At 65.1% G+C, this 25,113-nt stretch carries 20 protein-coding genes and 3 pseudogenes; 16 read left to right on the plus strand and 7 right to left on the minus strand.

All coding sequences use genetic code 11. From position 1 onward, the window contains the following. The 3 genes from HD883_RS18180 to HD883_RS18190 are packed head-to-tail and all read left to right on the plus strand — an operon-like array spanning position 1 to position 2,707. Complete coding sequence (locus tag HD883_RS18180) at positions 1 to 900, plus strand: glycosyltransferase family 2 protein (RefSeq protein WP_179582903.1); 900 nt, start codon at positions 1 to 3, stop codon at positions 898 to 900. Then, positions 897 to 1,457: a putative colanic acid biosynthesis acetyltransferase gene (locus HD883_RS18185; RefSeq protein ID WP_179582901.1), complete on the plus strand. Its 561-nt coding sequence runs from the start codon at positions 897 to 899 to the stop codon at positions 1,455 to 1,457. The genes HD883_RS18180 and HD883_RS18185 overlap by 4 nt, the downstream gene beginning before the upstream one ends. Further along, positions 1,454 to 2,707, plus strand: coding sequence for a glycosyltransferase WbuB (locus HD883_RS18190; RefSeq protein ID WP_179582900.1), 1,254 nt, complete (start codon positions 1,454 to 1,456; stop codon positions 2,705 to 2,707). Before HD883_RS18185 ends, HD883_RS18190 begins: the two co-directional genes overlap by 4 nt. A gap of 244 nt (positions 2,708 to 2,951) precedes the next feature. Here HD883_RS18190 and HD883_RS18195 read toward each other — a convergent pair whose 3' ends face one another. Together HD883_RS18195 and HD883_RS18200 are read right to left on the minus strand one after the other, a co-directional pair. Continuing rightward, positions 2,952 to 3,605 (minus strand): response regulator transcription factor, encoded by a 654-nt coding sequence (locus HD883_RS18195; RefSeq protein WP_179582898.1) that lies wholly within the window; start codon positions 3,603 to 3,605, stop codon positions 2,952 to 2,954. 410 nt (positions 3,606 to 4,015) lie between these two features. Then, positions 4,016 to 4,702 (minus strand): annotated as a pseudogene (locus HD883_RS18200) (response regulator transcription factor); the annotation flags it as partial. A gap of 882 nt (positions 4,703 to 5,584) precedes the next feature. Between HD883_RS18200 and pcaB the strand changes: the two are divergent. The 4 genes and pseudogenes from pcaB to HD883_RS18220 form a co-directional block, all read left to right on the plus strand. After that, positions 5,585 to 6,943, plus strand: a complete 1,359-nt coding sequence (pcaB, locus tag HD883_RS18205) for a 3-carboxy-cis,cis-muconate cycloisomerase (protein ID WP_179582894.1) — start codon at positions 5,585 to 5,587, stop codon at positions 6,941 to 6,943. 14 nt (positions 6,944 to 6,957) lie between these two features. Then, positions 6,958 to 8,148, plus strand: coding sequence for a bifunctional 3-oxoadipate enol-lactonase/4-carboxymuconolactone decarboxylase PcaDC (pcaDC, locus tag HD883_RS18210; protein ID WP_179582892.1), 1,191 nt, complete (start codon positions 6,958 to 6,960; stop codon positions 8,146 to 8,148). Positions 8,149 to 8,199: 51 nt separating this feature from the next. Continuing rightward, the gene (locus HD883_RS18215; RefSeq protein ID WP_179582890.1) at positions 8,200 to 9,036 is read left to right on the plus strand and encodes an MBL fold metallo-hydrolase; all 837 of its coding nucleotides are present in this window, start codon (positions 8,200 to 8,202) and stop codon (positions 9,034 to 9,036) included. A gap of 148 nt (positions 9,037 to 9,184) precedes the next feature. Further along, a pseudogene (locus HD883_RS18220) lies at positions 9,185 to 10,441 on the plus strand (malic enzyme-like NAD(P)-binding protein); the annotation flags it as partial. Positions 10,442 to 10,588: 147 nt separating this feature from the next. Here the strand turns inward: HD883_RS18220 and queC are convergent. Together queC and HD883_RS18230 are read right to left on the minus strand one after the other, a co-directional pair. Further along, positions 10,589 to 11,287: a 7-cyano-7-deazaguanine synthase QueC gene (queC, locus tag HD883_RS18225; RefSeq protein ID WP_179582887.1), complete on the minus strand. Its 699-nt coding sequence runs from the start codon at positions 11,285 to 11,287 to the stop codon at positions 10,589 to 10,591. 164 nt (positions 11,288 to 11,451) lie between these two features. Then, positions 11,452 to 13,260 carry an MFS transporter gene (locus HD883_RS18230; protein WP_373563401.1) on the minus strand — a complete coding sequence of 603 codons (1,809 nt, stop codon included), beginning with the start codon at positions 13,258 to 13,260 and terminating at the stop codon, positions 11,452 to 11,454. 222 nt (positions 13,261 to 13,482) lie between these two features. Between HD883_RS18230 and HD883_RS18240 the strand changes: the two genes are divergently transcribed. Then, complete coding sequence (locus tag HD883_RS18240; RefSeq protein ID WP_179582873.1) at positions 13,483 to 14,379, plus strand: LysR family transcriptional regulator; 897 nt, start codon at positions 13,483 to 13,485, stop codon at positions 14,377 to 14,379. Here HD883_RS18240 and HD883_RS18245 read toward each other — a convergent pair whose 3' ends face one another. Next, positions 14,380 to 15,672 carry an MFS transporter gene (locus HD883_RS18245; RefSeq protein ID WP_179582871.1) on the minus strand — a complete coding sequence of 431 codons (1,293 nt, stop codon included), beginning with the start codon at positions 15,670 to 15,672 and terminating at the stop codon, positions 14,380 to 14,382. Between the two features lie 141 nt (positions 15,673 to 15,813). Here HD883_RS18245 and HD883_RS18250 point away from each other — a divergent pair, with 141 nt between their 5' ends. From HD883_RS18250 to HD883_RS18280, 7 genes are all read left to right on the plus strand, one after another. Beyond that, positions 15,814 to 16,605: an AraC family transcriptional regulator gene (locus HD883_RS18250; RefSeq protein WP_257022284.1), complete on the plus strand. Its 792-nt coding sequence runs from the start codon at positions 15,814 to 15,816 to the stop codon at positions 16,603 to 16,605. 115 nt (positions 16,606 to 16,720) lie between these two features. Continuing rightward, positions 16,721 to 17,530, plus strand: coding sequence for a DODA-type extradiol aromatic ring-opening family dioxygenase (locus HD883_RS18255; protein ID WP_179582867.1), 810 nt, complete (start codon positions 16,721 to 16,723; stop codon positions 17,528 to 17,530). A gap of 169 nt (positions 17,531 to 17,699) precedes the next feature. Next, positions 17,700 to 18,101: a DoxX family protein gene (locus HD883_RS18260; RefSeq protein ID WP_179582865.1), complete on the plus strand. Its 402-nt coding sequence runs from the start codon at positions 17,700 to 17,702 to the stop codon at positions 18,099 to 18,101. A 6-nt stretch (positions 18,102 to 18,107) separates the two neighbouring features. Further along, complete coding sequence (locus HD883_RS18265) at positions 18,108 to 19,001, plus strand: LysR family transcriptional regulator (RefSeq protein WP_179582863.1); 894 nt, start codon at positions 18,108 to 18,110, stop codon at positions 18,999 to 19,001. A gap of 124 nt (positions 19,002 to 19,125) precedes the next feature. Then, positions 19,126 to 20,919, plus strand: a complete 1,794-nt coding sequence (locus tag HD883_RS18270; RefSeq protein ID WP_257022558.1) for an ABCB family ABC transporter ATP-binding protein/permease — start codon at positions 19,126 to 19,128, stop codon at positions 20,917 to 20,919. Positions 20,920 to 20,968: 49 nt separating this feature from the next. After that, a complete protein-coding gene (locus HD883_RS18275) occupies positions 20,969 to 21,385 on the plus strand; it encodes a MarR family winged helix-turn-helix transcriptional regulator (protein WP_179582859.1) in 417 nt (138 codons plus the stop codon). A gap of 49 nt (positions 21,386 to 21,434) precedes the next feature. After that, the gene (locus tag HD883_RS18280) at positions 21,435 to 21,830 is read left to right on the plus strand and encodes a tautomerase family protein (RefSeq protein ID WP_179582851.1); all 396 of its coding nucleotides are present in this window, start codon (positions 21,435 to 21,437) and stop codon (positions 21,828 to 21,830) included. A gap of 48 nt (positions 21,831 to 21,878) precedes the next feature. On the opposite strand, the gene HD883_RS18285 is transcribed toward HD883_RS18280, so the two are convergent. Both HD883_RS18285 and HD883_RS18290 read right to left on the minus strand, forming a co-directional pair. Next, positions 21,879 to 22,538, minus strand: coding sequence for a bifunctional 4-hydroxy-2-oxoglutarate aldolase/2-dehydro-3-deoxy-phosphogluconate aldolase (locus tag HD883_RS18285; RefSeq protein WP_179582849.1), 660 nt, complete (start codon positions 22,536 to 22,538; stop codon positions 21,879 to 21,881). Between the two features lie 120 nt (positions 22,539 to 22,658). Beyond that, positions 22,659 to 23,522, minus strand: a complete 864-nt coding sequence (locus HD883_RS18290; RefSeq protein WP_179582847.1) for a dioxygenase family protein — start codon at positions 23,520 to 23,522, stop codon at positions 22,659 to 22,661. 255 nt (positions 23,523 to 23,777) lie between these two features. Between HD883_RS18290 and HD883_RS18295 the strand changes: the two are divergent. Next, positions 23,778 to 25,034: pseudogene (locus HD883_RS18295) on the plus strand (putative DNA modification/repair radical SAM protein); the annotation flags it as partial. Positions 25,035 to 25,113 lie beyond the last annotated feature (79 nt).

The following is a 25,113-nucleotide window of genomic DNA, read 5'->3' on the forward strand; positions in this document are numbered from 1 at the left end:
ATGGAACGCATCCCCGTTTCGGTCATCGTGATGACCAAGAACGAAGAGTCCAATATCGCGAAGTGCCTGGCCGGCCTGACCGACTTCGCAGAGGTCTTTGTCGTCGACTCCCGCAGTACCGACAACACCTGCGCGATCGCCGAATCGTATGGCGCCAAGGTCGTCCAGTTCGACTGGAACGGCCGCTATCCGAAAAAGAAGCAGTGGTGCCTGAAAGAGCTGCCCTGCACCTACCCGATTCTGCTGTACGTCGACGCCGACGAAGAAATGTCGCCCGAGCTGGCCGAGGAAATCCGTGCCTGCCTGCCCAAGTTCTCGCAAGGCTACGGCGGCGCGTTCGTGGGCTTCGACTATGTGTTCGCCGGCAAGAAGCTGGCCTATGGCCACCGCGTCTTCAAGCTGGTGCTGGTGCATCAGGCGTCGTCCGAATTCCTGGACTACGACGACCTGGACGCCGCCAACATGTGGGAAGTCGAAGGCCATTACCAGCCTGCGATCAAGGGCCGCACCTTCGCGCTCAAGCATCGCATGCTGCATGACGACCATGATTCGCTCTATCACTATTTCGACAAGCACAACCGCTACTCGGACTGGGAAGCGCAACTGCGCAGCAAGGGCCTGATGAATGATCCGCGCGAGGCCAACCTCGGCTTGCGTTCGATGATGAAGAAGGTGCTGGACAACCTGCCCTTCAAGCCGCTGATCAGCTTCCTGCACAGCTACATCCTGAAGTTCGGTTTCCTGGACGGCGCCGCCGGCTTTCACTACGCCATGGCCCGCGCCACGTACTACTGGCAGATCGGCCTGAAGATGGACGAGCTGGCCGCGCGCAAGCAGACCAAGCTGGTCCGCCCGGGCGTCGTGACGGCACGCCCCGCCACGAAGGAATCGGCGACATGAGCGACTTTCAGCGACTGGACCTGTTCACCATGCCGGCCGGCTTCCGGCGGCGGGGTGGGTTGACCGTGCAATTGTGGTGGTTGACGCAGGCGTCGCTGTTTCGCGGGTCCCCGCAGATCGCCTACGGCTTCCGGCGTTTCCTGCTTCGCTGCTTCGGCGCGAAGATTGGCAAGAACGTCGTGATCCGCCCAAGCGCGACCATCACCTATCCGTGGAACCTGACGATCGGGGACTACGCGTGGGTCGGTGATGACGTGGTGCTCTACAACCTGGGCGAGATCACCATTGGCGATCACGCGGTGGTCTCGCAGCGCAGCTATCTGTGCGCCGGCGACCACGATGCGGCACAGGTCGATTTCCCTATCCGTGCACGCGCGATCCGCGTCGGCAAGCAGGCCTGGGTCGCCACCGACGTGTTCGTCGGCCCGGGCGTCAGCATTGGTGACGGCGCCATCGTCGGCGCGCGCAGCTCGGTGTTCAAGGACGTTCCGGGCGGCACCGTCAACCACGGCAACCCTTGCAAGGTCGTGCGGCAACGCACTGTTTCGGCCCCATGAAGATCCTGCTCTACGGCATCAATTTTTCGCCCGAGCTCACCGGCATTGGCAAATACACCGGTGAACTCGCGGCCTGGCTCGCGTCGCGCGGCCACGAGGTCAGCGTCGTCACGGCGCCGCCCTACTATCCCGAATGGCAGGTGCACGATGGCTACAAGGCCGGACGCTACCGCAAGGAAATCTGGAAGGGCGTGACGGTGTACCGCGTGCCCTTGTGGGTGCCCAAGCGGCCGTCGGGCCTCAAGCGCATTCTGCACCTGGCCAGTTTTGCTGCGACCAGCCTGCCCGTGGCCTGGTGGCGTCTGGCCCATCGGCCCGACGCGGTGCTGGTGGTGGAACCGCCGCTGTTCTGCGCGCCGGCCACGCTGCTCGGCGCCGCGCTCGTGGGCAGCCGCAGCTGGCTGCACGTGCAGGACTTTGAAGTGGATGCGGCGTTCGACCTCGGCATGTTGTCGGGCAAGACGCTGCGCAAGGCCGTGCTGGGCGTCGAACGTTTCCTGATGCGCCGCTTTACCCGCGTGTCGACCATCTCGTCCAAGATGCGCGAGCGTCTGCTGGCCAAGGGTGTCGAGTCCGATCGCGTGGTGCTGTTCCCCAATGGCGTCGACCTGGACGCCGTCAAGCCTCTGGATCGGCCCAGCGTGATCCGCGCTGAACTCGGCATTCCTGAACACGCCGTGGTGGCGCTGTACTCCGGCAACATGGGCGGCAAGCAAGGTCTCGAGATCCTGGGCGAAGTCGCCCGCCTGCTGGCCACGCAACCCGACATCCGTTTCGTGTTCTGTGGCGAAGGCCCGACCAAGCCGGTCCTGCAGGCCGCCTGCCGTGACCTGCCCAACGTGCACTTCCTGCCGCTGCAGCCGATCGAACGCCTGTCCGAATTGCTGGGCGCGGCCGACATCCATCTGCTGCCGCAACGCAAGGACGCAGCCGACCTGGTCATGCCGTCGAAGCTTACGGGCATCCTGGCCAGCGGCAAGCCGCTGATCTGCGCGTCGCCCGAAGGCACGGAGCTGGCCAACGTGGTCGCGAACTGCGGGGTGCTTACGCCGCCCGAAGACGCCACCGCCATGGCGGATGCCCTGCTCAAGCTTGCGCGGGACCCGGCTCGCCGTACGGTGCTCGGCGCCGCCGGCCGCACGTACGCCCGCAACTGGCTCGATGCGGAAACCATCTTCCGCCGCTTCGAAGAAGCGCTGCTGCAGACGCTGCCGGACCCCCGCGAACCGCAGCACCAGTCCAAGCCCTGAACGACGACAACAAGAAAAAGCCCGGCCCCAAGATGATCTTGGGGCCGGGCTTTTTTTGGCTGTGCGCGGGTGGCTGTGCGCGGGTGGCTGTGCGCGGGTGGCTGTGCGCGGGTGGCGGCTGCGGCGCGTGGGCATCGCTCAGTGCACTGAGTTTCGGCCATGCCATCGGCGCCCCACATGACACCCCATAACAGAAACGCGGCCTAAGCCGCGTCTCTACTCCTGCCTGCGCATGGCGCTGCCTTTACAGCAGGCCGCGCTGGATGGCATTGAATACCGCTTCTGTCTGGTTGCTGGCGCTCAGCTTCCAGTACAGACTGCGAGCATGGCTCTTTACTGTCGCCACCGAGATGCCCATGCGCTCGCCAATGATGCGCATGTTCACACCTGAGGCCAGCAAGCGCAGCAGCTCGTACTGTCGTTTGGTCAATTCGGAACGCGGTCCGGCGCGCAGCGCGATCGGACCCGATGCCGGGTTGAGCGCACCCATGCTGGACATCGCAGGCGCCATGCCACCCGCCATCGGCGGATAACAATAGCCCCCGGCGAGCACCAGGTTGATGGCGGCCCACACGGCCATCGGCGTGGCCGATTTGGGTACGTATCCCGATACGCCGGAAAGCACGGCGCCGTAGATGAAACTGGGGTCCGGCGTGTCATAGAACACGAGACTGCGGTATGGCATGAACTTGCGCACGGCATCGGACAGCAACCGAAGATCGGTATCGCTGCGCGAGGTGCATCCGAACACCAGCAGTTCGACGGTTCCAGAGCTGGCCTGCTCCGCAACATTGTCGGGCGTCATCAGTGAGACGTTATTTACGCCCTGGATGGTTTCCAGTACACGGCGCACGGCCGCCTGGAAAACAGGCTGGTCTTCGATCAGCAAAACATTCATTCTGGAAATCCAGGTATGGGGCTAGACGGCGGCTGCACAGCCGGGGGCTGCTACACCATTGCGCGACCTATCGTTGGAAACATCCCGATACCATGAGGCCATGATCGCGTTAGTGAGACCGATCATAGCTAGCGTGTAGGGGCGGTGTATCTCCTGCATGTGGATGACCAACGGTTGACGGACGCCGGGACTTTTATGGGGGATGCCTGTGGTCACGGCATCCGGTTGCAGTCCCGGGTCTGTGAATCTCAAGAGTTAGCGGCCAACGGACGACGGATGTCCAAGCCACCCGCCGTCCCGGGAAGCTCCACACTGGAAAAACTGGATGGCGAGCGCCATCCGAGGTCGTCGGCACGCTTAAAATTTACAGGCGGCTCCGCGCTCAGATCCGCGGTCACGCGATCAGGTTGCCAATCAAGCGTCGCGCCACGCTGCAGGGCGGCGTACACGGCTTCGCTCTTGTTCTTCACGTTCAGACGCTGATACAGCGTGCAGGCGTGCGTCTTGGCGGTGGCCACCGAGATGTTCAGCATGCGGCTGACCGTCTTGATCGGATAACCACGGGCCAGCAGCACCAGCACCTGGTATTGACGCGGCGTGATGTTCAGCAGTTCGGCACCGGCGACGGCAGCACGGCCATCGGCGCTAGGCTGACGGGTCGGGTGGCCCAGCTGGAACGGCTGCATCGCATTGAACGGCGCAGGCGCAGCGGTTTCGCCGGGGAAGCAGTAGCCGCCGACCATGACCAGGCGAATCGCGGCTTCGAGCACTTCCAGGGATTCGGTCTTGCGAACGCAACCAAAGATCTTTTGCGACGAACGAAGGGCGGACAGCTTGAAGGATTCGTCATCCGACAGCAGCAGCATCTTCTGGGGATCAAGCAGCGTACGCACTCGTTCCAGCAGTGCATCGGTTGCGGCCACATCGGGCAGCACGCTCAGGATGACGAGATCGGCGTTTTGATGCGTCGCAGCATCCTGTTCCGCACGGGCCATATTGATGACGACCACTTCGGTCGCGCTGTTGGCACGTGTCAGGATCTGACACAGACCGTGCATCAACAGTGGTTGGCTTTCTACCAGCAAGACTTTTGCCATTTTGCCCTCGAGGCGAGATTAAACGTGAGTAGGGAAGGTGTTGATTTTTTTCATGAAGCCCCACCTCATCAGTCCGATTCGTATAGGGGGCATCTGGCCGCTCGCGGTTGACTCAACCGTCGTTGTGATTAGCCTGAAGAGGATCGACGAGTAGATACTAGTTTGCGAAATCCTCTAAATCAATGCATCTCAGACGTAATGCTTACCTACGCCATCAGGCCCATCATCGGTCCTCAATCAAAAGACTGAGGCCGGTTTTCGCTGCCTAATTTTGCTAGGGAGAGCATGCAAATGCATGGAAAAAGGGATGCATTAATTCGCATGAACACGTCATTGTCGGCGCCTAAAACAGGATTGGACCTTCCAATCCGATGGTATTCAGCCCAGCGCCGTAACAATTTAATTTCTCCTGTTGCAGTCAGAAATGCGCCTACAAGCAATCAAGCTGACGCAGGGCTGACTTTTCAACCGAAAACGAAGGGTCGAATCAATCCGCATCGCATCCATTTACTGATGAGCCCGCCGTTCGGATACCCCGATCTCACGCTTACGATTTGCCACACCTCCAAACTACCATGCACCCAACGCGCCTCCCACAGAGCGAATGCAGGACAAGGATTAGCGAGTCGGATTCACCCGGGTAGACGAGGGACTGTTGAGCACGCTCAGCCTTTTCGCATGCTGCGCCGCAGTACGTGCCTCAACCTTTGCCCAGCTTGCGCCACGCGGGTGACAGGCCGTTTTCCGCTGAGCAGGCCATCATCCTCGGGCAACTCCGTACTGCACCTTTCTCCTCCCAGCCACGCCCGGGACGCGTGCTATCGTCCACACGATTCCCGACCCGCCTTACATGGCTCGCCTCAGCCCCTACCCGAATTGCGAGTGGTCTACACCGTGGATGCCCTGAACTCCTTCTTCTCGACACCGGCCATACGTTCCCTCTGGACCGACGCCGCCGTGATCGACGCCATGATCAGGTTCGAATCGGCGCTTGCCGCGTCCCAGGCCGAATGCGGGGTCATCCCCGCCAGCGCCGCCGACGCCATCGCCCGGACCTGCAGCACCTTTACCATCGATCCCCACCAGCTGGCGGCTGAAGCCCGCAACGCCGGCACCCTTGCCATCCCTCTCATGAAAGCGCTCAAGGCGGCGGTCCAGAAAGTGGACCCCGCCGCGGTCGCCTGCGTTCATTTCGGTTCCACCAGCCAGGACATCAGCGATACCGCGCTGCTGTGCCAGGCTCGAGCGTCGATGGACGTGCTGGAACGCGACCTGCGCCGGCTGGGCGATGCCCTGGCCAGCCAGGTCGATCGGTACCGGACCACGCCCGTGCTGGGCCGCACCTTGCTGCAACCGGCCGCGCCAGTCAGCTTTGGCTGGAAAGTGGCCGGCTGGCTGGACGCCGTCACGCGCTGTTCGGCAGCCTTGAAGGCCGCAGGCGATGAAGCGTGCACACTGCAATTTGGCGGCGCCAACGGCACGCTGGCCATGCATGGCGACGCGGCTGGCGCCGTGACGCAAGCCCTGGCCAAGCGGCTGGGCCTGCGCACGCCCGCCATGTCCTGGCACGGCGCCCGCGACCGCATCGCGCGGCTGGGCAGCGAACTGGCCATTCTGTGCGGCGCGCTCGGCAAGATCGGCCGCGACGTGTCCTTACTCATGCAGTTCGAAGTGGCGGAAGCTTTCGAGCCCACCGGCGAAGGCCGCGGCGGATCGTCCGCCATGCCGCACAAACGCAATCCGGTATCCAGCATGTATCTGCTCGACGCCGCCAACCGCGCACCCATGGTCGCCGCGATCCTGACGGGCGAACTGGCGTCCGAACATGAACGCGGCCTGGGCAGCTGGCCCAACGCGTTGCCAGTGCTGGCCGACTTGTTCGACCTGGCCGGCAGCAGCCTGTCGGCGGCGGTTGATATCGGCGAAGGCCTGCGTATCGATGCCGAGGCCATGCAGGCCAACATCGACCGCCTGTATGGCGTGGTCTATTCCGAAGGCATCTCGCTGACCTTGTCCGGCAAGCTCGGCCCGGCCGCGGCCGCGCGCATCGTCGGCCAGGTCTGCGAACAGGCCATCCAGCAGCGCACGCCCGTCGCCGACCTGCTCAAGGCCATGCCCGACGTGACGGCCGTCCTTGACGACGCCACCCTTGACCGCCTTGCCAGCCCCGCCGCACAGATCGCTGCCTGCCAGCCCATGTGCGATGCCGTGCTGCGCCAGTGGCGACTCGCCCACCCATAACACCAGGAGACCCCATGCCTCATGCACTCAGCGGCGACGCCCGCATCTATTGGCGCGCCGATGGCGACCGCAGCCTGCCGCCGCTCATCCTCGGCAATTCCATCGGTACCGACTTTGCCGCCTGGGACCCGGTCATGCCGCGCCTCATGCGCCACTTCTATGTGGTGCGTTACGACGCGCGCGGCCATGGCGCGTCCGACGCGCCAGCCGGCGAATACACCATCGCCCAATTGGGCGCCGACCTGGACGCCGTCGCGATCGCGGCCGGGCTCGACAGCTTCGACTACTGCGGCGTGTCGCTCGGCGGCATGGTGGGCATGTGGTACGCGGCCAATCGCCCCGCGCGCCTGCGCCGGCTGATCCTGGCCAACACCGCGCCCAAATTCGATCCGGCCATCTGGCGCACCCGCATCGCGACCGTGCTGGAAAAGGGCATGGACAGCATTGCCGACATGGCCATGGCGCGCTTCTTCACCCCCGAATTCGTCGCCCGCAACGGCATCGAATTCCAGCGCGTCCGCAATACCTTCCTGTCGATGTCGGCTCCCGGCTATGCCGGCTGCTGCGCTGCGATCCGCGATCTGGACCTGACGTCATCCCTGTCCGCCATCAAGGTGCCGACCCTGGTGCTGACCGGTGAACGCGACCTGTCCACGCCGCCCGCGGTCGGCCAGCAGATCGCCGCCGCGATCGACGGCGCCGTGGTTGTCGCCCTGCCCGCCGCGCACATTGCCGCGACCGAGACGCCTGTGCAGTTCTGCGACGCCGCCGTGGAATTCCTGGTCGACCCGCCGGTGGAAACCGAAGCCGACCGCTACGCCTACGGCCTGGACCGCCGCAAGCAGGTGCTGGGTCGCGAATACGTGGAACAGCGCGTCGCGTCCGTCACGCCCTTCAACAAACGTTTCCAGGCCTTCATCACCCGCTACGCGTGGGGCGAGCTGTGGACGTCCAGCCGTTTCCAGGATGTCGAACGCCGCATGATGGTCCTGTCGATGATGGTTGCCCTGGGCCGCTGGGAAGAATTCGAACTGCACGTAGGCGCCGCCCTGCGCGCCGGCGTCGAAGCCCAGGCAATCGAAGAAGCGCTGGTCCAGGCGGCCGTGTACTGCGGCGTGCCCGCGGCCAACACGGGCTTTGCGCTGGCCGGCAAGATCCTGGCCAAGGCGCAAGAAGACGCCGGCAAGGACGCGGCAGCAAAGTAAGCAGCGGGCCGGGGCGCCGGCTGGCGCCCCGCAGACCAGGAGGAGACAAGCATGCAACTCGACGTTCTGATCCAGGGCTTTCCTGGCCGCGCGGTCTGTCATGGCGGGCTCGGCTGGAGCACCGTGGCCCTGCTGCGCGGCGGCGGCCGCACCGCGCTCATCGACGTGGGCGCATTCGGGGTGCGCAAGCCCCTGCTGCGCCAGCTGACCGCCTGTGGCGTTGCGCCCGGCGACGTCACCGACGTCGTGCTGACCCACGCGCACTACGACCACGCCATCAACTTCACGCTGTTCCCGAACGCCACCGTCTGGATCGGCGCCGACGAACTGGCCTGGGCCGCCGACCAGCCGCCCGGCTTCAACCCGCTGCCCGAGCTGTACGTAAAGGAACTGTCGACCTCATCCCGCGTCACCCTGCTGCGCGACGGCGACACGATCCTGCCCGGCCTGACCGCGATCGCCGCGCCCGGCCACACGCCCGGTCATCTGCTCTTCTATCTGAGCGCGTCGGACCTGCCCGTGCTGTTCACCGGCGACGCCGCCAAGAACCGCGCCGAACTCCTGTCGATGAACGTGCACGACAGCGACGACCACGCCGCCAGCGTCAGCAGCCTGGACCGCATCTGGGCCGAGTGGCGCAAGGTGCCCGGCACTCTGCTCGTCCCTGGCCATGACCTGAGCATGCGCCTGGACGGTGACACGCCCGTGTACGTCGGCGAACTGCGCGAATCGCTCTCGGTCTGGTTCAACGAAGACCTGGAATCACCGCAGCTGATCGATCTGTGCGGCGGTCATCGGACAGGATGGCTGACCGGCAAGGCGACGTCTGCACGCAACGCTTCCGGCACCGATCCGGTGCAAGCCGCCGGCCCGGATAGTCGTCCCTGAGCGGTTTTTATCGGCATGTGGGATACCGCGTGCACCGGCCGGGGGAATCCCGCCGTCATGCCGCGCTGCAACATGGTTTGCGGCACGCGCACGCGCCGGGCGGCATACAATGCAGGTCTTGTGCCCTTCGGCGATCTACAGATAAGCAATGGACTCCACGCTCTCGGATAAGGCCCTCGCCTACCACCAGTTCCCCATCCCCGGCAAGATTGCCGTGGTCCCGACCAAGCCGCTCGCGAACCAGGAAGACCTGTCGCTGGCGTACTCGCCCGGTGTGGCCGCGGCGTGTGAAGCCATCGCCAACGACCAGCAGTCCGTGCGCCTGTACACCTCGCGCTCGAACCTGGTCGGCGTGATCTCGAACGGCACCGCCGTGCTGGGTCTCGGCAACATCGGCCCGTACGCGGCCAAGCCGGTCATGGAAGGCAAGGCCTGCCTGTTCCAGAAGTTTGCCGGCATTAACGTGTTCGACATCGAACTCGCCGAAACCGATCCCGACAAGCTGATCGACGCCATCGCGATGATGGAACCGACCTTCGGCGGCATCAACCTTGAAGACATCAAGGCGCCCGAGTGCTTCTACATCGAACGCAAGCTCAGCGAACGCATGTCGATTCCCGTGTTCCACGACGACCAGCACGGCACGGCCATCGTGACGTCGGCGGCCATCGTCAACGGCCTGAAGCTGGCTGACAAGACGCTCGACAGCGTGCGCCTGGTCTGCTCCGGCGCCGGCGCCGCCGCCATCGCCTGCCTGGACCTGCTGGTCCGCCTGGGCCTGAAGAAAGAAAACGTCCTGCTCGTCGACTCCAAGGGCGTGGTGTTTGAAGGCCGCGACCAGTCGATGGAATTCAACAAGGCGCGCTACGCGACCTCCAGCACCGCGCGTTCGCTCGCCGATGCCTGCCAGGACGCCGACGTGTTCCTGGGTTGCTCGGCCGGCAAGTTGCTGACGCAAGACATGGTCAAGTCCATGGGCCTGCGTCCGCTGATCCTGGCGCTGGCCAACCCCGAACCGGAAATCCTGCCGGAACTGGCCAAGGCCGTGCGCTCCGACGTGCTGATCGCCACGGGCCGTTCGGACTACCCGAACCAGGTCAACAACGTGCTGTGCTTCCCGTTCCTGTTCCGCGGCGCACTCGACGTCGATGCCATGCGCATCTCCGACGAAATGAAGCTGGCCTGCGTGAACGCGCTGGCCGGTCTGGCCCAGAAGGAAATCCCCGAGCAGGTCGCCAAGGCCTACCCGGGCAAGACCCTGACCTTCGGTCCCGACTACTTCATCCCGACTCCGTTCGATCCCCGCCTCATCAGCGAAATCGCGTCAGCCGTCGCGCTGGCTGCCATGGAATCCGGCGTCGCCCGCCGCCCCATCGCCGATATCGAAGCGTATCGCGAAGCCCTGCTGAAGAACTTCTCGGCGTAAGCCGGTTGGACCGCACGCGCTGCTTGCGGCGCGTGCGGTGTCCAGAATGAAAAAAAGCGTCCGGTACATGCCGGACGCTTTTTTTATGGGTGGTGGGCTGGGGCCGCGATTGGATAGGGTGCAGGCCTACGCCGCCGCGGCGCGCCACTTCTCGAAACCGTTCTTGCGCAACTCGCAGGCCGGGCAGGTGCCGCAGCCGTAGCCCCAGTCGAAGCGCTGGGTGCGGTCGCCGTGGTAGCAGGTGTGGGTGTGTTCGACCACCAGGTCGACGAAGGCCTGGCCGCCCAGATCGTCGGCCAGGGCCCAGGTCTCGGCCTTGTCGATCCACATCAAGGGCGTGTCGAACGTGAAGCGCTGGCCCATGCCCAGGGACACGGCCACTTGCAGGGCCTTGATGGTGTCGTCGCGGCAGTCGGGGTAGCCCGAAAAATCCGTCTCGCACATCCCGCCCACGATCACGTCCAGGCCGCGCCGGTAGGCCACGGCCGATGCCATCGTCAAAAATACCAGGTTGCGGCCCGGCACGAAGGTGTTGGGCAGGCCATTGGCGGCCATCCTGATTTCGGTGTCGCTGGTCAACGCCGTGTCGCTGATCGCGCCCAGCACGCCCAGGTCCACCATGTGGTCGGCGCCGATGCGCGGCGCCCAGTCCGGAAACTGCGCGCGCATGGCCTCGAGCACATGCTGGCGCGCATCGAGTTCGACACGATGGCGCTGGCCGTAGTCGAAGCCGATGGTCTCGACGACCTCATACCGGTCGGCAGCCCAGGCCAGGCACGTGGTGGAGTCCTGGCCTCCGGAAAACAGGACGAGTGCTTTTCGCATGATGATGGGTGTCGGTAAAGAAGGGGCTGGTGAAGGGGCTTGGTGAAGGGGCTTGGTGAAGGGGCTTGGTCAGGAGGCCACGCCGCGCATCGGAAGGCAATGACGTGCCTGGGTGCGGTGGGCAAGCTGGAATTATAGGCAGGGTCCGCTGCGCGAGCGGCAGGTCAGCTGCGCTGGCGGGATCGGCGCATTACTTGGCCGGTCACCAGGCACGCGCCGACCAGCGCTGCCGCCACAAGAAAGGTCAGGCGCAGGCCCGCGGCGACGGCGGCCGGCGACGCCGACGTCGGGTCGGTCGTGGCCGCGCCGGCCAGGAAAATTGCGCCCATCAACGATGCGCCGCTGATCAGTCCCAGGTTGCGCGACAGGCCCAGCGCGCCGCCGATCACGCCGCGTTCATTCGGGCCTGCCGCCGCCATGACCGCGGTGTTGTTGGCCGTCTGGAACACCGCATAGCCTGCGGTCAAAGGCACCAGGGCAAACAGGTAGCCCGCAACGCCGAAGGACACCGGAATGGCGGCGAGCAGCACGCAGCCGGCCAGCATGACGATCAGTCCACTGCGTGTCATGGCGGCTTGGCCATGCCGGTCGACCCAGCGGCCCGCTGGCGCCCCCAGCAGCGCCGCCACGATCGGGCCCACGGACATGACCAGGCCGACCTGCGCGGGCCGCAACCCCAGGCCTGCTGACAGATAGAACGGACTCACGACCAAGGTCGCCATCGCGACGGTGGAGACGGCGGCGCTGAAGGCGAATCCGGAACCGACGTCGGGACGTTGGAGGACGTCAAGGCGAATCAACGGGAAAGCGGCGCGCGCTTCTGCCCGGATGAAGCCGATGGCGCCGATGGCAGCGGTAGCCAGCAGCAGCGGCATCGTCCACGCGCTGCCCGACGTACGACCCAAGGTCATGGCGAGTGCATAGGCGGCCAGTGTCAGCACGAGCAGGAGCATGCCTTGGGCGTCCAGTCTCGCAGCGGCCGAGGACGCGCGAGCGACACGCGGCGGCGATGCGTTGGGTGTGGGTACCAGCGATGGTGTAGATGCGGGTGCGGATGAAGGCGATCGTACCGACACTGGCGCGGAAGCGAAAGCGGACGCAGGTGCCGGTGTGGGTGTGGGCGTGGGTGCCGATGCAGGTGCCAATGCGGACGCGGACGCGGGCAGGTGCTTCCACGTGATCCACGCCGCCAGCGCGCCTGGCGGCAGCATCACCGCGAACAGCGCGGGCCATCCCCATACCGACAGCAGCAGGCCGCCTAGCGCCGGGCCCAGTGCCGTTCCCGTGGCCGACATGGCGCCGAGCAGACCCATGGCGCGGCCCGCCGATGCCTTGGGCATCAGGTCGCCGACAAAGGCCAACGTCAGGGCCATCATCGCCGCCGCGCCTGCCCCCTGCAACGCCCGGGCAATGATCAGCATGCTGAGCGATGGCGCCAACGCGCACAGTCCCGACGCTGCCGTGAACAGCGTGACGCCCGCCACCAGCACACGCCGCCGGCCAAACTGATCACCCAAGCGCCCCGCCACCACGACCAGCGTGGTCGTGGACAGCAAGTACGCCAGCACGATCCACTGCGCCTGCCCGAACGGCGCGCCAAACGCCTGTGCAAAGGCAGGCAGCCCGACGTTGGCAATGCTGCTGCCCAGCGATGCCAGCAGCATCGACAAGGACAGGCCCGCCAACGCGGCCTTGACGTGGACCGGCGGAATCGGTGCGGATGCGGATGCCGATGCCGATGCGGATGCCGATGCCGATGCCGATGCAGATGCGGTTGCGGTTGCGGTTGCGGTTGCGGGCGCCAATGCCTGCGCAACCGATACCGATGCCTGGACAACCGGAATGACGGGACCGGCGGCGGAATGTTGCCTGGCCGGCCTAGCCGATGGCTCGACCGATTGCCGATGCAACCGTGCATGGGACTGCCCACCAGATTGCCGAGCGGAAAACAGCGGGATCAGGAACGTGCGCATAAAACCCTTCTAACCGCGATGCAGGTGCGGAAGCGAATGCAGATGCGGAAGCGAATGCCGATGCGGAATCGAATGCCGATGCAGTCGCAGACGCCGATGCAGGATTCCCAAGACTAAGCCCGTTCATAACATGGCGGAAGACGCACGCCATGCACGTCAATCATGCATGCAACGCCATGTCACTTGCAGCCAAACACGCCGCCTGCGTGCTACTTTGCGCGCATGCCCCGCCCCGACCTCAACCTGCTCATCACCCTGGACGTCCTGCTGGACACAGGCAACGTCGCGCGCGCTGCCGAGCGCCTGGGTCTCAGCCCGTCCGCCATGAGCCGCGCCTTGGCCCGGCTGCGCGCCACCACCGGGGATCCGCTGCTGGTCAGGGCCGGCCGGGGCCTGGTGCCGACGCCGCGCGCCATCGAACTGCGCGCACGCATCGGCCCCGTCCTGCGCGATGCGCATGCGGTGCTGCAGCCCGACACGGCATTGAACCTGCACACGCTGGCGGCGACCTTCACGCTTCGGTGCAGCGAAGGGTTCGTCGAAACGTTCGGGGCGGCGCTGATCGCCCGGGTGGCGCGGGATGCCGCCGGCGTGCGGCTGCGTTTCCTGCCCAAGCTGGACAAGGACAGCACGCCGCTGCGTCAAGGCGACGTGGACCTGGAAACCGGCGTGATCGGGCAGGACATGGGACCGGAAGTGCGCGCGCAGCGGCTGTTCGGCGACCGCTTCATCGGCGTGGTCCGAAACGGCCACCCGCTGACCGAACGCCGCATCACCCCGACCCGGTACGCCGCCGGGCAGCACATTCTGGTGTCTCGCCGGGGCCGTGATCGCGGACCGATCGACGACGCGCTCGACCGCGAAGGCAAGACGCGTCACATCGTGACGACCGTGGGGGGCTACGGCGCGGCCCTGGCGCTGGCTGCCGGGTCAGACCTGATCGCCAGTGTTCCGGAACGCCACACCAGCACGATGCGCAGTGCACTGACGAGTTTTCCGCTCCCGTTCAAGGTGCCGGGCATGACCATCTCGATGTTCTGGCATCCGCGCCTGGACGCCGACCCCGCCCATCGCTGGCTGCGTGCCTGCGTGCGCGAGGTCTGCGGGGACAAGCCGTAATTACCGCGCCGCGGCCGCCTTCACCTTGGCCCGTCCCACGTCCGGCAGCAGAATCGTCAGCATGCCGAGCAAGGGCAGGAAGGCGCACAGGTGGTACACGAATTCGATGCCCTGGCTGTCGGCCACCTTGCCCAGCACCGCGGCGCCAAGGCCGCCCATGCCGAACGCAAAGCCGAAGAACAGGCCCGACACCGTGCCGACCTTGCCCGGCATCAGTTCCTGCGCAAACACCAGGATGGCCGAGAAGGCCGAGGCCAGGATCAGACCGATCACAAAGCTGAGAACACCCGTCCAGAACAGGTCGGCGTACGGCAGGATCAGCGCAAACGGTGCGACGCCCAGGATCGATCCCCAGATGACGCGCTTGCGGCCGATCTTGTCGCCGATGGGGCCGCCCAGGATGGTGCCCAGCGCCACGGCGGCCAGGAACAGGAACAGGTGCATCTGCGCGTTCTGGACACTGACGTTGAAGCGGTGCATCAGGTAGAACGTGTAGTAGCTGGTGAAGCTGGCCATGTAGAAGTACTTGGAGAACAGCAGCGTCAGCAGCACGGCCATGGACCCGATCACCGCGTTGCGGCTGACGGGAGACACGACCGCCGGCCGGGCGCGCGCCTTGTTGCGGCCCGACAGATGCTGGTGCTTGTACCAGACGCCCACCTGCCACAGGATAAGCATGCCGGTCAGCGCGGCCAAGGCAAACCAGGCGACGCTGTCCTGCCCGCGCGGGATGATGAACCAGGCGGCCAGCAGCGGCCCCATGGCGCTGCCCGCGTTGCCGCCGACCTGGAAGATCGATTGCGCCAAGCCATGCCGTCCGCCCGACACCAGCCGCGCCACGCGCGACGATTCCGGATGGAAGATCGACGACCCCATGCCCATCAGCAGGGCCGCAACGATCAGTACGCTGTAGTTCGGCGCGAACGCCAGGGCCAGCAGGCCCGACAGGGTGAAGCCCATGCCGACCGCCAGCGAATAGGGCTTGGGATGCTTGTCGGTGTACAGGCCGACCAGCGGCTGCAGCAGCGACGCCGTGATCTGATACGTGAGCGTGATCAGGCCGATCTGCGTAAAGCTGAGGTTGAACCCGCTTTTCAGCAGCGGGTAGATCGCCAGGATCAGCGACTGCAGCATGTCGTTCAGGAAGTGCGCAAAACTGATCGCGCTCAATACCCGAAAGCCGGTGCGCTCGGCGGCGGGGGCAGCCGCGGTGCTGGATGCCGCGGGCGAGGCCAGGGAAGACGCGGCCGGCAACGGCGTTGTCGTGGGGGAGGTGGGGATGCTGGATTGCATGGGCGTCTCGTTCTGATCGGGTGCCGGCGTTGGGCCGGTCGACATCCCGTGCACTGGTCGAGTACCGGGAATACGCGTAGCCTACGCGTCAAGTTCCCGCCTGTCTTGCGAGATTCTGGCGAAACCCTTCGAGAAATGGACATGGACGTCTCCCCTCCCCGGTACACGCAGTTCGACCGCAGCGCCTTGCCCGTCACGGCCATGGCGACCGATTTTCTGAATGGGCACAACACGGGTCACCACCGTCACCCGAATGCGCAGCTGATCCATGCCGTGCATGGCGTCATGGTGGTCAGCACCGAACAGGGCCTGTGGGTCGTGCCGCCCACGCGCGCGATCTGGATGCCGCCCGACATGCCGCACCAGCTGCGCATGGTGGGCGAGGTCAAGATGCGCGCGGCGTTCATCCGGCCTGACGCCAGCCCGCACCTGCCGACGCAATGTTCGGTGATCGGCATTTCGCCGCTGCTGCGCGAACTGATCCTGGCGGCGATCAACGTGCCCCTGCCCTACTCGCCCGATACGCGCGACGGCCGCCTGATGCGCCTGCTGCTGGACGAGCTTCGGCTGGTGCCCACGCTGCCCCTGCATCTGCCGAATCCGACCGACCCCCGCCTGCGGCTGATTGGCCAGACCCTGACCCGCGAACCGCACGACCGGACCACCGCCGCCGAATGGGCTGCGCGCCTGGGCGTCGATCCCAAGACCATCCACCGCCTGTTCCTGCGCGAAATGGGCATGACCTTCGGGCAATGGCGCCAGCAGGCGCGGCTGCTGGCGGCGCTGGAAATGCTGGCCTCGCAAGCCAAGATCGTGGACGTGGCCCTGGAGCTGGGCTACGGCAGCCCCAGTGCGTTTGCCACCATGTTCAAGCGGCAGTTTGGCGTGGCGCCCAGTGCGTTCTTTGTGGAGACGATGGCCGGCCAGCCTTGATGGCACGGTGACCGGGCCCTGCGATCATCAACTGACAGGAAACGATACCTTCCCTTCCGGACCGTTGATCGCCTGGGGGTAGACGCCTATATTGGCTGCATCAAGGAGATGCACCATGCCTGACGCAACCTCAACCCGGCTTCCCACCTTTTTCATTCCGCACGGCGGCGGCCCCTGTTTCTTCATGGACTGGCCCGGCAATCCGCACATGTGGGACCGCATGGCCGATTTTCTGAAAGGCCTGGCCAACTCGGTCGGCACGCGGCCCAAGGCCGTACTCGTCATTTCCGGCCACTGGCAGGAAGACGCCTTTACCGTCAACGCGGGCGAAGCGCCGCCCCTGCTGTTCGACTACTACGGCTTTCCGGAACATACCTATCAACTGACCTATCCGGCGCCGGGCTCGCCTGCGGTAGCGCGGCGGGTGCAGGAACTGTTGGCCGCTGCGGGCCTGCCCACGGGCGTGGATACGCAGCGCGGCTTCGACCATGGCGTGTTCGTGCCCTTCAAGCTGATCTACCCCGATGCCGACATTCCCGTGGTTCAGTTGTCCATGAAAAACGGCCTGGACCCCGACGATCACCTGCGTGCCGGCGAAGCACTGCAAGCCTTGCGCGACGAAGGCGTGCTGATCATCGGCAGCGGCATGAGCTTTCACAACATGCGCGGCTACACGCCTGCGTTCCACGCCGCGTCGCGCCGTTTCGACGACTGGCTTGCCACGGCGGTGGCCCTGCCGCCCGCGCAGCGCCGCGATGCCCTCGTTCATTGGGAAGCCGCGCCCGATGCGCGCGCCACCCAGCCGCATCCCGATCACCTGTTGCCGCTGATGGTGGCGGCGGGCGCGGCGGGCAATGACCCTGGGCAAAAAGTGTTCGAAGACGAGGTGATGAACGTCGTCGTGTCGGCCAGCCGCTTCGGCTGAAGGCGCCGTCGGGTACGACCCGCTACGGCTCAGGTCGCGGCGGGTCCGTTGTTGCCGTTGCCGGAATTTTCCCGAACGGAACCTTTCCCGTCCGCAATCCTTCGATCGCTTTCCTTTTTTCCTTCGACCTCTTTGTTTTTCAGACCCCCCCTTTTTTCAGACACCCACCATGACTCCGACCCAAGATTCCCTGTCCGTCTGGACACCTCGCGCTCAAGGCCTGCTGCGCATCATTGCCGCCTTCTTGTTCCTGCAGCACGGCAGCGCCAAGCTGTTCGATTTTCCGGCCATGGGCATGAGCGGCGCGCCCTTGCTGTCCATGTACGGCATTGCGGGCATGCTTGAACTGGTCGGCGGCGTGCTGCTGCTGATCGGGCTGTTCACGCGGCCAGTGGCCTTTATTCTGTCGGGCCAGATGGCGTTTGCGTACTTCATTGCGCATGCGCCGCAAGGGTTCAGCCCGCTGCTCAACAAGGGCGAATTGGCCGTCGTCTACTGTTTCCTGTTCCTGTTCTTTGCCGCGGCCGGTGCGGGCGCGTTCAGCGTGGACGCCGCTCGCCGCAAGGCCTGACACCGCATGGATACCCTGCTCAGCATGCGCGTCTTTCGCCAGGTGGCGGAAGGCGGAAGCTTTGCGGATGCCGCGCGGCGGATGGGCCTGTCCGCCGCGATGGCGAGCAAGCATGTGGCGCATCTGGAACGGCACCTGGGGTCGCGGCTGCTCAACCGCAGCAGCCGTCACGTCAGCCTGACCGAGGCCGGCGCGGTCTATCTTGACCACTGTGCCGACGCGCTGGACCGCCTGGACGAAGCCGAATCCACGCTGGGCCGCAGCGGGGCCGAGCCGTCGGGCACGCTCAAGATCACGGCGCCGGTGTGGTGCGCCAATGCGCGGTTTGCCGCCATGCTGGCGCGGTACCGGCAACGCTATCCGCGGGTGGTGATGGACTTGCGGCTGACCAATCACAAGATTGATCTGGCCGAAGGCGGCTTTGATGTCGCCCTGCGCGCCACCAATCAGGACCTGCCGTCATTGATCGTGCGGCCGCTGTGCCAGCTGCACTTCTTTCTGGTGGCGAGCCCGGATTACCTGGCCCGGCACGCGCGGATCACGACGCCGTCCGACCTGACCGCCCATGACTCGGTGCTGCCTTCCTACCTGCCGTCGGCGCAGCGCATGACCCTGGCCGGGCCCGAGGGCACGACCACGGTCCAGCTGAAGGCGGCGATGAAGTCCGATGATTCGACCCTGACACATCAAAGCATCCTGGCGGGCATTGGCATTGGTTACCTGCCGGAATGGCAGATCGCCGACGACTTGGCCACGGGTGCGTTGCAACGCGTGCTGCCTGCGTATTCCGCCGTGTCGGTCACGCTGTATGCGGCCTATACCAGCCGCAAATTCCTGTCGCCCAAGGTCCGTACCTTCATCGATTTTTTCAGTGAGGCGTTCGGCCGCCCGCCTGCATGAGCCTGCCAACAGGCGTATCGTGCGCACTATTGATCCCTGGAAGACTGGTTTGACTTCACCTGCAACAAAGACGGACCGCGCGGCGGAAACCCCGCCCGTCGCCCCCGCCCGCCCCAAAGGCGGACTGGCCACATTACGCACCCTGGCCCCCTATCTCTGGCCCAAAGACGCGCCCTCGTTGCGCGTCCGCATCGTTGTCGCGGTCTTGCTGCTGATCGCCGCCAAGGTCGCCAACATCTACATTCCGATGTTCTACAAGGCGGCCGTGGATGCGCTGGGCGCCAAGGACGCGGCGTTGATCGTCGTGCCGCTGGGCGCCATCCTGGCCTATGGCGGCGCGCGCGTGCTGACGCTGATGTTCTCGGAACTGCGCGACGCCGTTTTCTCGAAAGTCGCGCAACATTCGATCCGCGCGGTCGGCCTGAAAGTGTTCCGGCACCTGCATGCGCTGTCCTTGCGTTTCCACCTGGCGCGCCAGACCGGCGGCCTGACGCGGTCCATCGAACGCGGCACGAAAGGTATCGAGACACTGCTGTCGTACATGCTGTTCAACGTGCTGCCGACGCTGTTCGAAATCGCGCTGGTCACCATCATTCTGTGGCGCATGTTCGATGGCTGGTTCGCGTTGGCCACCCTGGTCACCGTTACGCTCTACATCGCGTACACGCTGCTGGTGACCGAATGGCGCACCAAGTTCCGCAAGCAGATGAACGAGACGGACTCGGAAGCCAATACGAAGGCGGTGGACAGCCTGCTCAATTACGAGACGGTCAAATACTTCGGCAACGAAGCCCATGAAGCCCGCCGGTACGATGGCGCGTTGCAGAGCTACGAACGCGCGGCCGTCAAGAGCCAGACCAGTCTGTCGCTGCTCAACGTGGGCCAGGCCGCGATCATTTCGGTCGGGCTGACGGTCATCATGTACATGGCCGCCCGCGGTATTGCCGCGGGCCGGCTGACCATCGGCGACTTCGTGCTGGTCAACACCTATCTGCTGCAGCTGTATCAGCCGCTAAACTTCTTTGGCTTCGTGTACCGCGAGATCAAGCAGTCGCTGATCGACATGGACCGCATGTTCGAACTGATGGCGGTGGACTACGAAGTGGCCGACAAGCCGGGCGCACCCGCCCTGGCGGTGACGGGCGCGACGCTGGAATTTCGCGACGTGCACTTTGGCTACGACCCGCGCCGCGAGATCCTGAAAGGCGTGTCGTTCACGGTGATGGCGGGCAAGACGACCGCGGTGGTGGGTTCGTCGGGCGCGGGCAAATCGACCCTGAGCCGCCTGCTGTTCCGCTTCTACGACGTGGACAGTGGCGCGATCCTGATCGATGGCCAGGACATTCGCGACGTGACCCAGGGCAGCCTGCGCGGCGCCATCGGCATCGTGCCGCAAGACACCGTGCTGTTCAACGACACCATCCTCTACAACATCGCCTACGGCCGTCCGGGCGCGTCGGTCGAAGAAGTGGAAAACGCTGCGCGCCTGGCGCACATCCATGACTTCATCCTGGCCATGCCCGATGGCTACAAGACCGTGGTGGGCGAACGCGGGCTCAAGCTGTCGGGCGGCGAAAAGCAACGCGTGGCCATTGCGCGGACCATTCTGAAGCAGCCGGCCATTTTGCTGTTCGACGAGGCCACCAGCGCCCTCGACACCCATACCGAACGCGAGATCCAGAACAATCTGCGAGAAGTCAGCCGTGGCCGTACGACGCTGACGATCGCGCACCGCCTGTCGACGATCATCGACAGTGACGAGATCATTGTTCTGGACGCGGGCACCGTCATCGAACGCGGCCGTCACCACGAACTGCTGGCCGCGGGCGGCCGTTACGCGACCATGTGGCGGCGGCAGCAGGAAGCGGCGTACGCTGCGCCGAAGCGCGAACTGGAAGGAGCATCGCCGGGAGCGTGACGGCAACGAAAGAAGTTGCATAGCGAATCAATCGGCGTATGATGCGGTCATGTTCGATCACTGCCTCTACTTCAATACGACTGCCCTGGCCCGCGCCCTGGAACGGGAATGGACCGCGGCGTTCCGCGACTTCGGCGTCACGCCGCCGCAGGGCTTCATGCTGCGGATGGTGGTCGCCCAGCCCGGCCTGCTGCAGAGCGAACTGGCGGACGGCTTGGCAATTTCGCGGTCCACGGCCACCCGCACGCTGGACGGGCTGCAGCGGCTCGGCCTGATCGAACGGCGGCCCACCGGCAACGATGGCCGCGAGCTCGGCATTCATCCGACGGCGGCAGCCCAACGGATGGGCACCGCGCTCAACGCCGCCAGCGGCAAGGTTACCGAACGCATGAAAGAACGGTTGGGCGAGCGGGTGTTCGACCGCACGGTCGCCGGCGTCAAGACGGTCAAGGCCAAATTGGCCTGACCGTTTTTTTTGTCCAAATAGTTGTATAGCGAATCACCTGGAGCCAACCATGCCCATCCTGAACGTCAAGATTTCCGGCCCGCGCCGGCCCGATGTCGTCTCGCAAGTGGCGGACATGCTGCTGGAACACACGTCCGCCATCCTGGGGAAAAAGCGCAACGTGACGGCAATCACCCTTCAGTTCATCGATCCCCAGGACTGGATCATTGGCGGCCGGCCACTGAGCGAGCAAGGGCTGGCGAGCTTCTACCTCGACATCAAGGTGACGGACGAAACCAACACCAAGGACGAGAAGGCGCGCTACCTGAAGGCGGTATTCGAGGGATTCGGCCGCATTCTGGGGCCGGTGCATGACGAGAGCTACATCTACGTCGAAGACGTGCGGGCCGCGTCATACGGCTATGGCGGCAAGACGCAGGAATACCGGTATCAGCATCCTGCGTGAAGGGCCGGGCGTGACGGGTTGTTGGGCGTGCCGCCCGCGCGGCAGGCCTTACTTCACGCCCGCTTCAGCTAGCACCTGCCGGACCTGCGCAACCAGCGCATCGGTATCCTGCTGCGCCAGCGCATCCTTGTCGTACAGGTTGCTGCCGATGCCGACAATGTCGGCGCCCGCCGCAAAGTACTGGGCCATGTTCTCGCGCGACACGCCGCCCGTGGGGCAGAAGAAGGTATCGCCAAACACGGCCTTCAATGCCGACAGGTGACCCGGCCCGCCCGAACTGGCCGGAAAGATCTTGACCACATCGGCGCCGGCCGCGCGCGCGGCAATCACCTCGGTCGCCGTGAACGCGCCCAGCATGCTGATCGCGCCCGCCGCGGCCGCCAGTTCCGCCACGTCGGGCACCACACCCGGCGCAACCAGAAAGTCCGCACCGGCTTCCAGCGCCAGGCGCGCCTGGTCGGCATCCAGCACCGTGCCCACGCCAATCAGCACGTCGTCACGGCCAGACAGGCGGCTGTCGGCCCGGGTGGCCTGCAGCACGTCCAGCACATTGGGAATGGTCCACGTCAATTCGATGGCGCGGCAGCCGGCGCGCAGGGCGACCTGGGCGGCATACAAGGCGGTGGCGCTGTCGTGGTAGCGCAGGACCGGAACCACGCGGGCGGCGCGCAGCAGGTCCCAGCGCGGCAGGGTGGCATGGGTCGGCATGTCGGGATCTCCAGCGGGAACGGAAGGACCTAGCATAGCCCACCGTGGCCGCCGGACTGGCGGACTGGCTGATCAGCGGCCTGCTCCGTCAGGGGCCGGCCGCTGACCCGCCTTCGGCACTCAGGCCGGTTGCAGGTGGAAGTCGAAGTGCACGCGGGTGTGCTTGCCCGTCACGCCCAGCGAGGCGACGTCGTCGGTGCGATCGGTCGGGTCCAGTTCCACGATCAGGCCGTCGCGCGTGGCAAAGGCAAAGTCGTCCTGCAGATAGGCGTCACCCGGAATGTTGATCTGCGTGGTCAGCGGACGCTGGCCTTCGCCGGTCACCAGGAAGTGGATGTGCGCCGGACGCTGACCGTGGCGGCCCAGGCGGTCCAGGATCTGTTCGGTCGGGCTGCCCGGCGGCACGCCGTAGCCCGAAGGCACCAGGCTGCGGAAACGGTAGCGGCCCTGGGCGTCGGTGCGCAGACGGCGGCGCAGGTTGAATTCGGATTGCGTGGGGTCGAAGTGCGAATAGCCGCCCTTCGAATCGGCATGCCAGACGTCGACGATGGCATTCGCCAGGGCCTTGCCGTCGGCGCCGTACACCACGCCATCCATCACCAGCGTTTCGCCCACGTCGGTGCCGTCATCCAGGCGCGCTTCGTAGTCGCTCAGCGGCGCATTGGCCACATACAGGGGACCCTCGATCGCTCGGGGGGTGCCGGTGGCAAGGCCCGCACGTTCGTCGGCCTGATCGGCCAGGATGTCCAGCAGGCGGTCGAACCCCAGCCCTGCCGTGGCCAGGCCGACCTGTTGAGCAGAACCCAGTTCGTTCAGCCACTTGACCGCGGCCCAGAACTCCGCCGGCTGCACATTCAGGTCTTCGATCGTGCGGAACAGGTCGGCAACGATGCGGTTCACGATCTCACAGGTGCGGGGGTCACGCTCGCCGGTCTGGGCGGCTTCGAGCGTGGCAAGCAGGTCTTTGGGGGAATACTCAGCCATGCGGGTCTCCTGGCGGTTGTTGGAAGTGTTCTGGACAATATCCGCGAGTGTCTGCCCGTCCCCCCGATTCGTCCAAGACTTATGGAGTGCTCTTCCATACCTTTAAGGTATGCCGATGGCGCTGCAGCAGGGGCGTGAGGGCATGTAAAACCCCGAACTATCGCTTATTGCGGGCGTCTGACACTAGCCTGCAGACGCGGCCGCCGGTTGCAAAGTGTATTGGCGCAGGCGCTTCAAGGACTGTATATTCGTACAGTGGAAACGATCAAGAAACTGGCCATTCTGGCCGACGCGGCAAAGTACGACGCGTCCTGCTCCTCCAGCGGCACCGAAAAGCGCAATTCGGTGGGTGGCCGCGGCATCGGCTCGACTGAAGGCGCCGGGATCTGCCACAGCTATGCGCCCGACGGGCGCTGTATTTCGCTGCTCAAGATCCTGCTGACCAATTACTGCATCTACGACTGCCTGTACTGCGTCAACCGCGTCACCAGCAATGTGTCGCGCGCGCGGTTCAATGTCCAGGAAGTGGTGGACCTGACGCTGGACTTCTACCGGCGCAACTGCATCGAAGGGCTGTTCCTCAGCTCCGGCATCATCCGCAATCCCGACTACACCATGGAACAGGTGGTGGAAGTGGCGCGGATCCTGCGTGAAGACCATGATTTCCGCGGGTACATCCACCTCAAGACCATTCCCGACGCCAGTCCCGAATTGCTCGAAAAGGCCGGCAAGTATGCCGACCGCCTCAGCATCAATATCGAACTGCCCACGGTGGACGCCCTGCATTCGCTGGCGCCGGAAAAAGACAGCGCCGCCATTCGCCGGTCCATGGCGCGGCTACGCATCCATATCGATGACGCCAAAGAGGCGTCCAAGCCCACCCGGCCCATCTCGATGGCCGGCGTGTCGCCCTCGCGCGTCAAGCCCGTGCGCTTTGCACCCGGCGGCCAGAGCACCCAGATGATCGTGGGCGCCGATGCGGCCGACGATCGCACCATCCTGAACACCAGCGCCACCCTGTACGGGTCGTACCGGCTCAAGCGCGTGTACTACTCCGCCTTCAGCCCGATCCCGGACTCGTCCAACGCCCTGCCCCTGAAAGCGCCGCCCATGGTGCGCGAGCACCGCCTGTATCAGGCGGACTGGCTCATGCGCTTCTACGGATTTGCGCACGACGAAATCGTGCCGACTGGCGACGGCATGCTGGCGCTCGATATCGATCCCAAGCTGGCCTGGGCGCTGGCGCATCGCGAGCAATTTCCGGTGGACCTGAACAAGGCGCCCAAGGAAATGCTGCTGCGCGTGCCTGGCCTGGGCGTCAAGACGGTACTGCGGCTGCTGCAGACGCGCCGCGTGCGACGCCTGCGCATGGATGATCTGCTGCGGCTGCACGTGCCACTCAAAAAGGTCATGCCTTTTGTGTCGGTGATCGATCACCATCCGGGCAAGACGCTGGATGCCGCCAACCTGGCGCAGCGGCTGCGCCCGCCGCCGGTCCAGTCGTCGCTGTTCGACGCGGCGGCGGGGGTCGAGATGGACGAGGCGCAGGCAGCGGCTGCGGCAGCGTTGCCGGCGCTGCCTGCCGGCATGG

This window comes from Pigmentiphaga litoralis (assembly GCF_013408655.1).
Classification (GTDB): domain Bacteria; phylum Pseudomonadota; class Gammaproteobacteria; order Burkholderiales; family Burkholderiaceae_B; genus Pigmentiphaga; species Pigmentiphaga litoralis_A.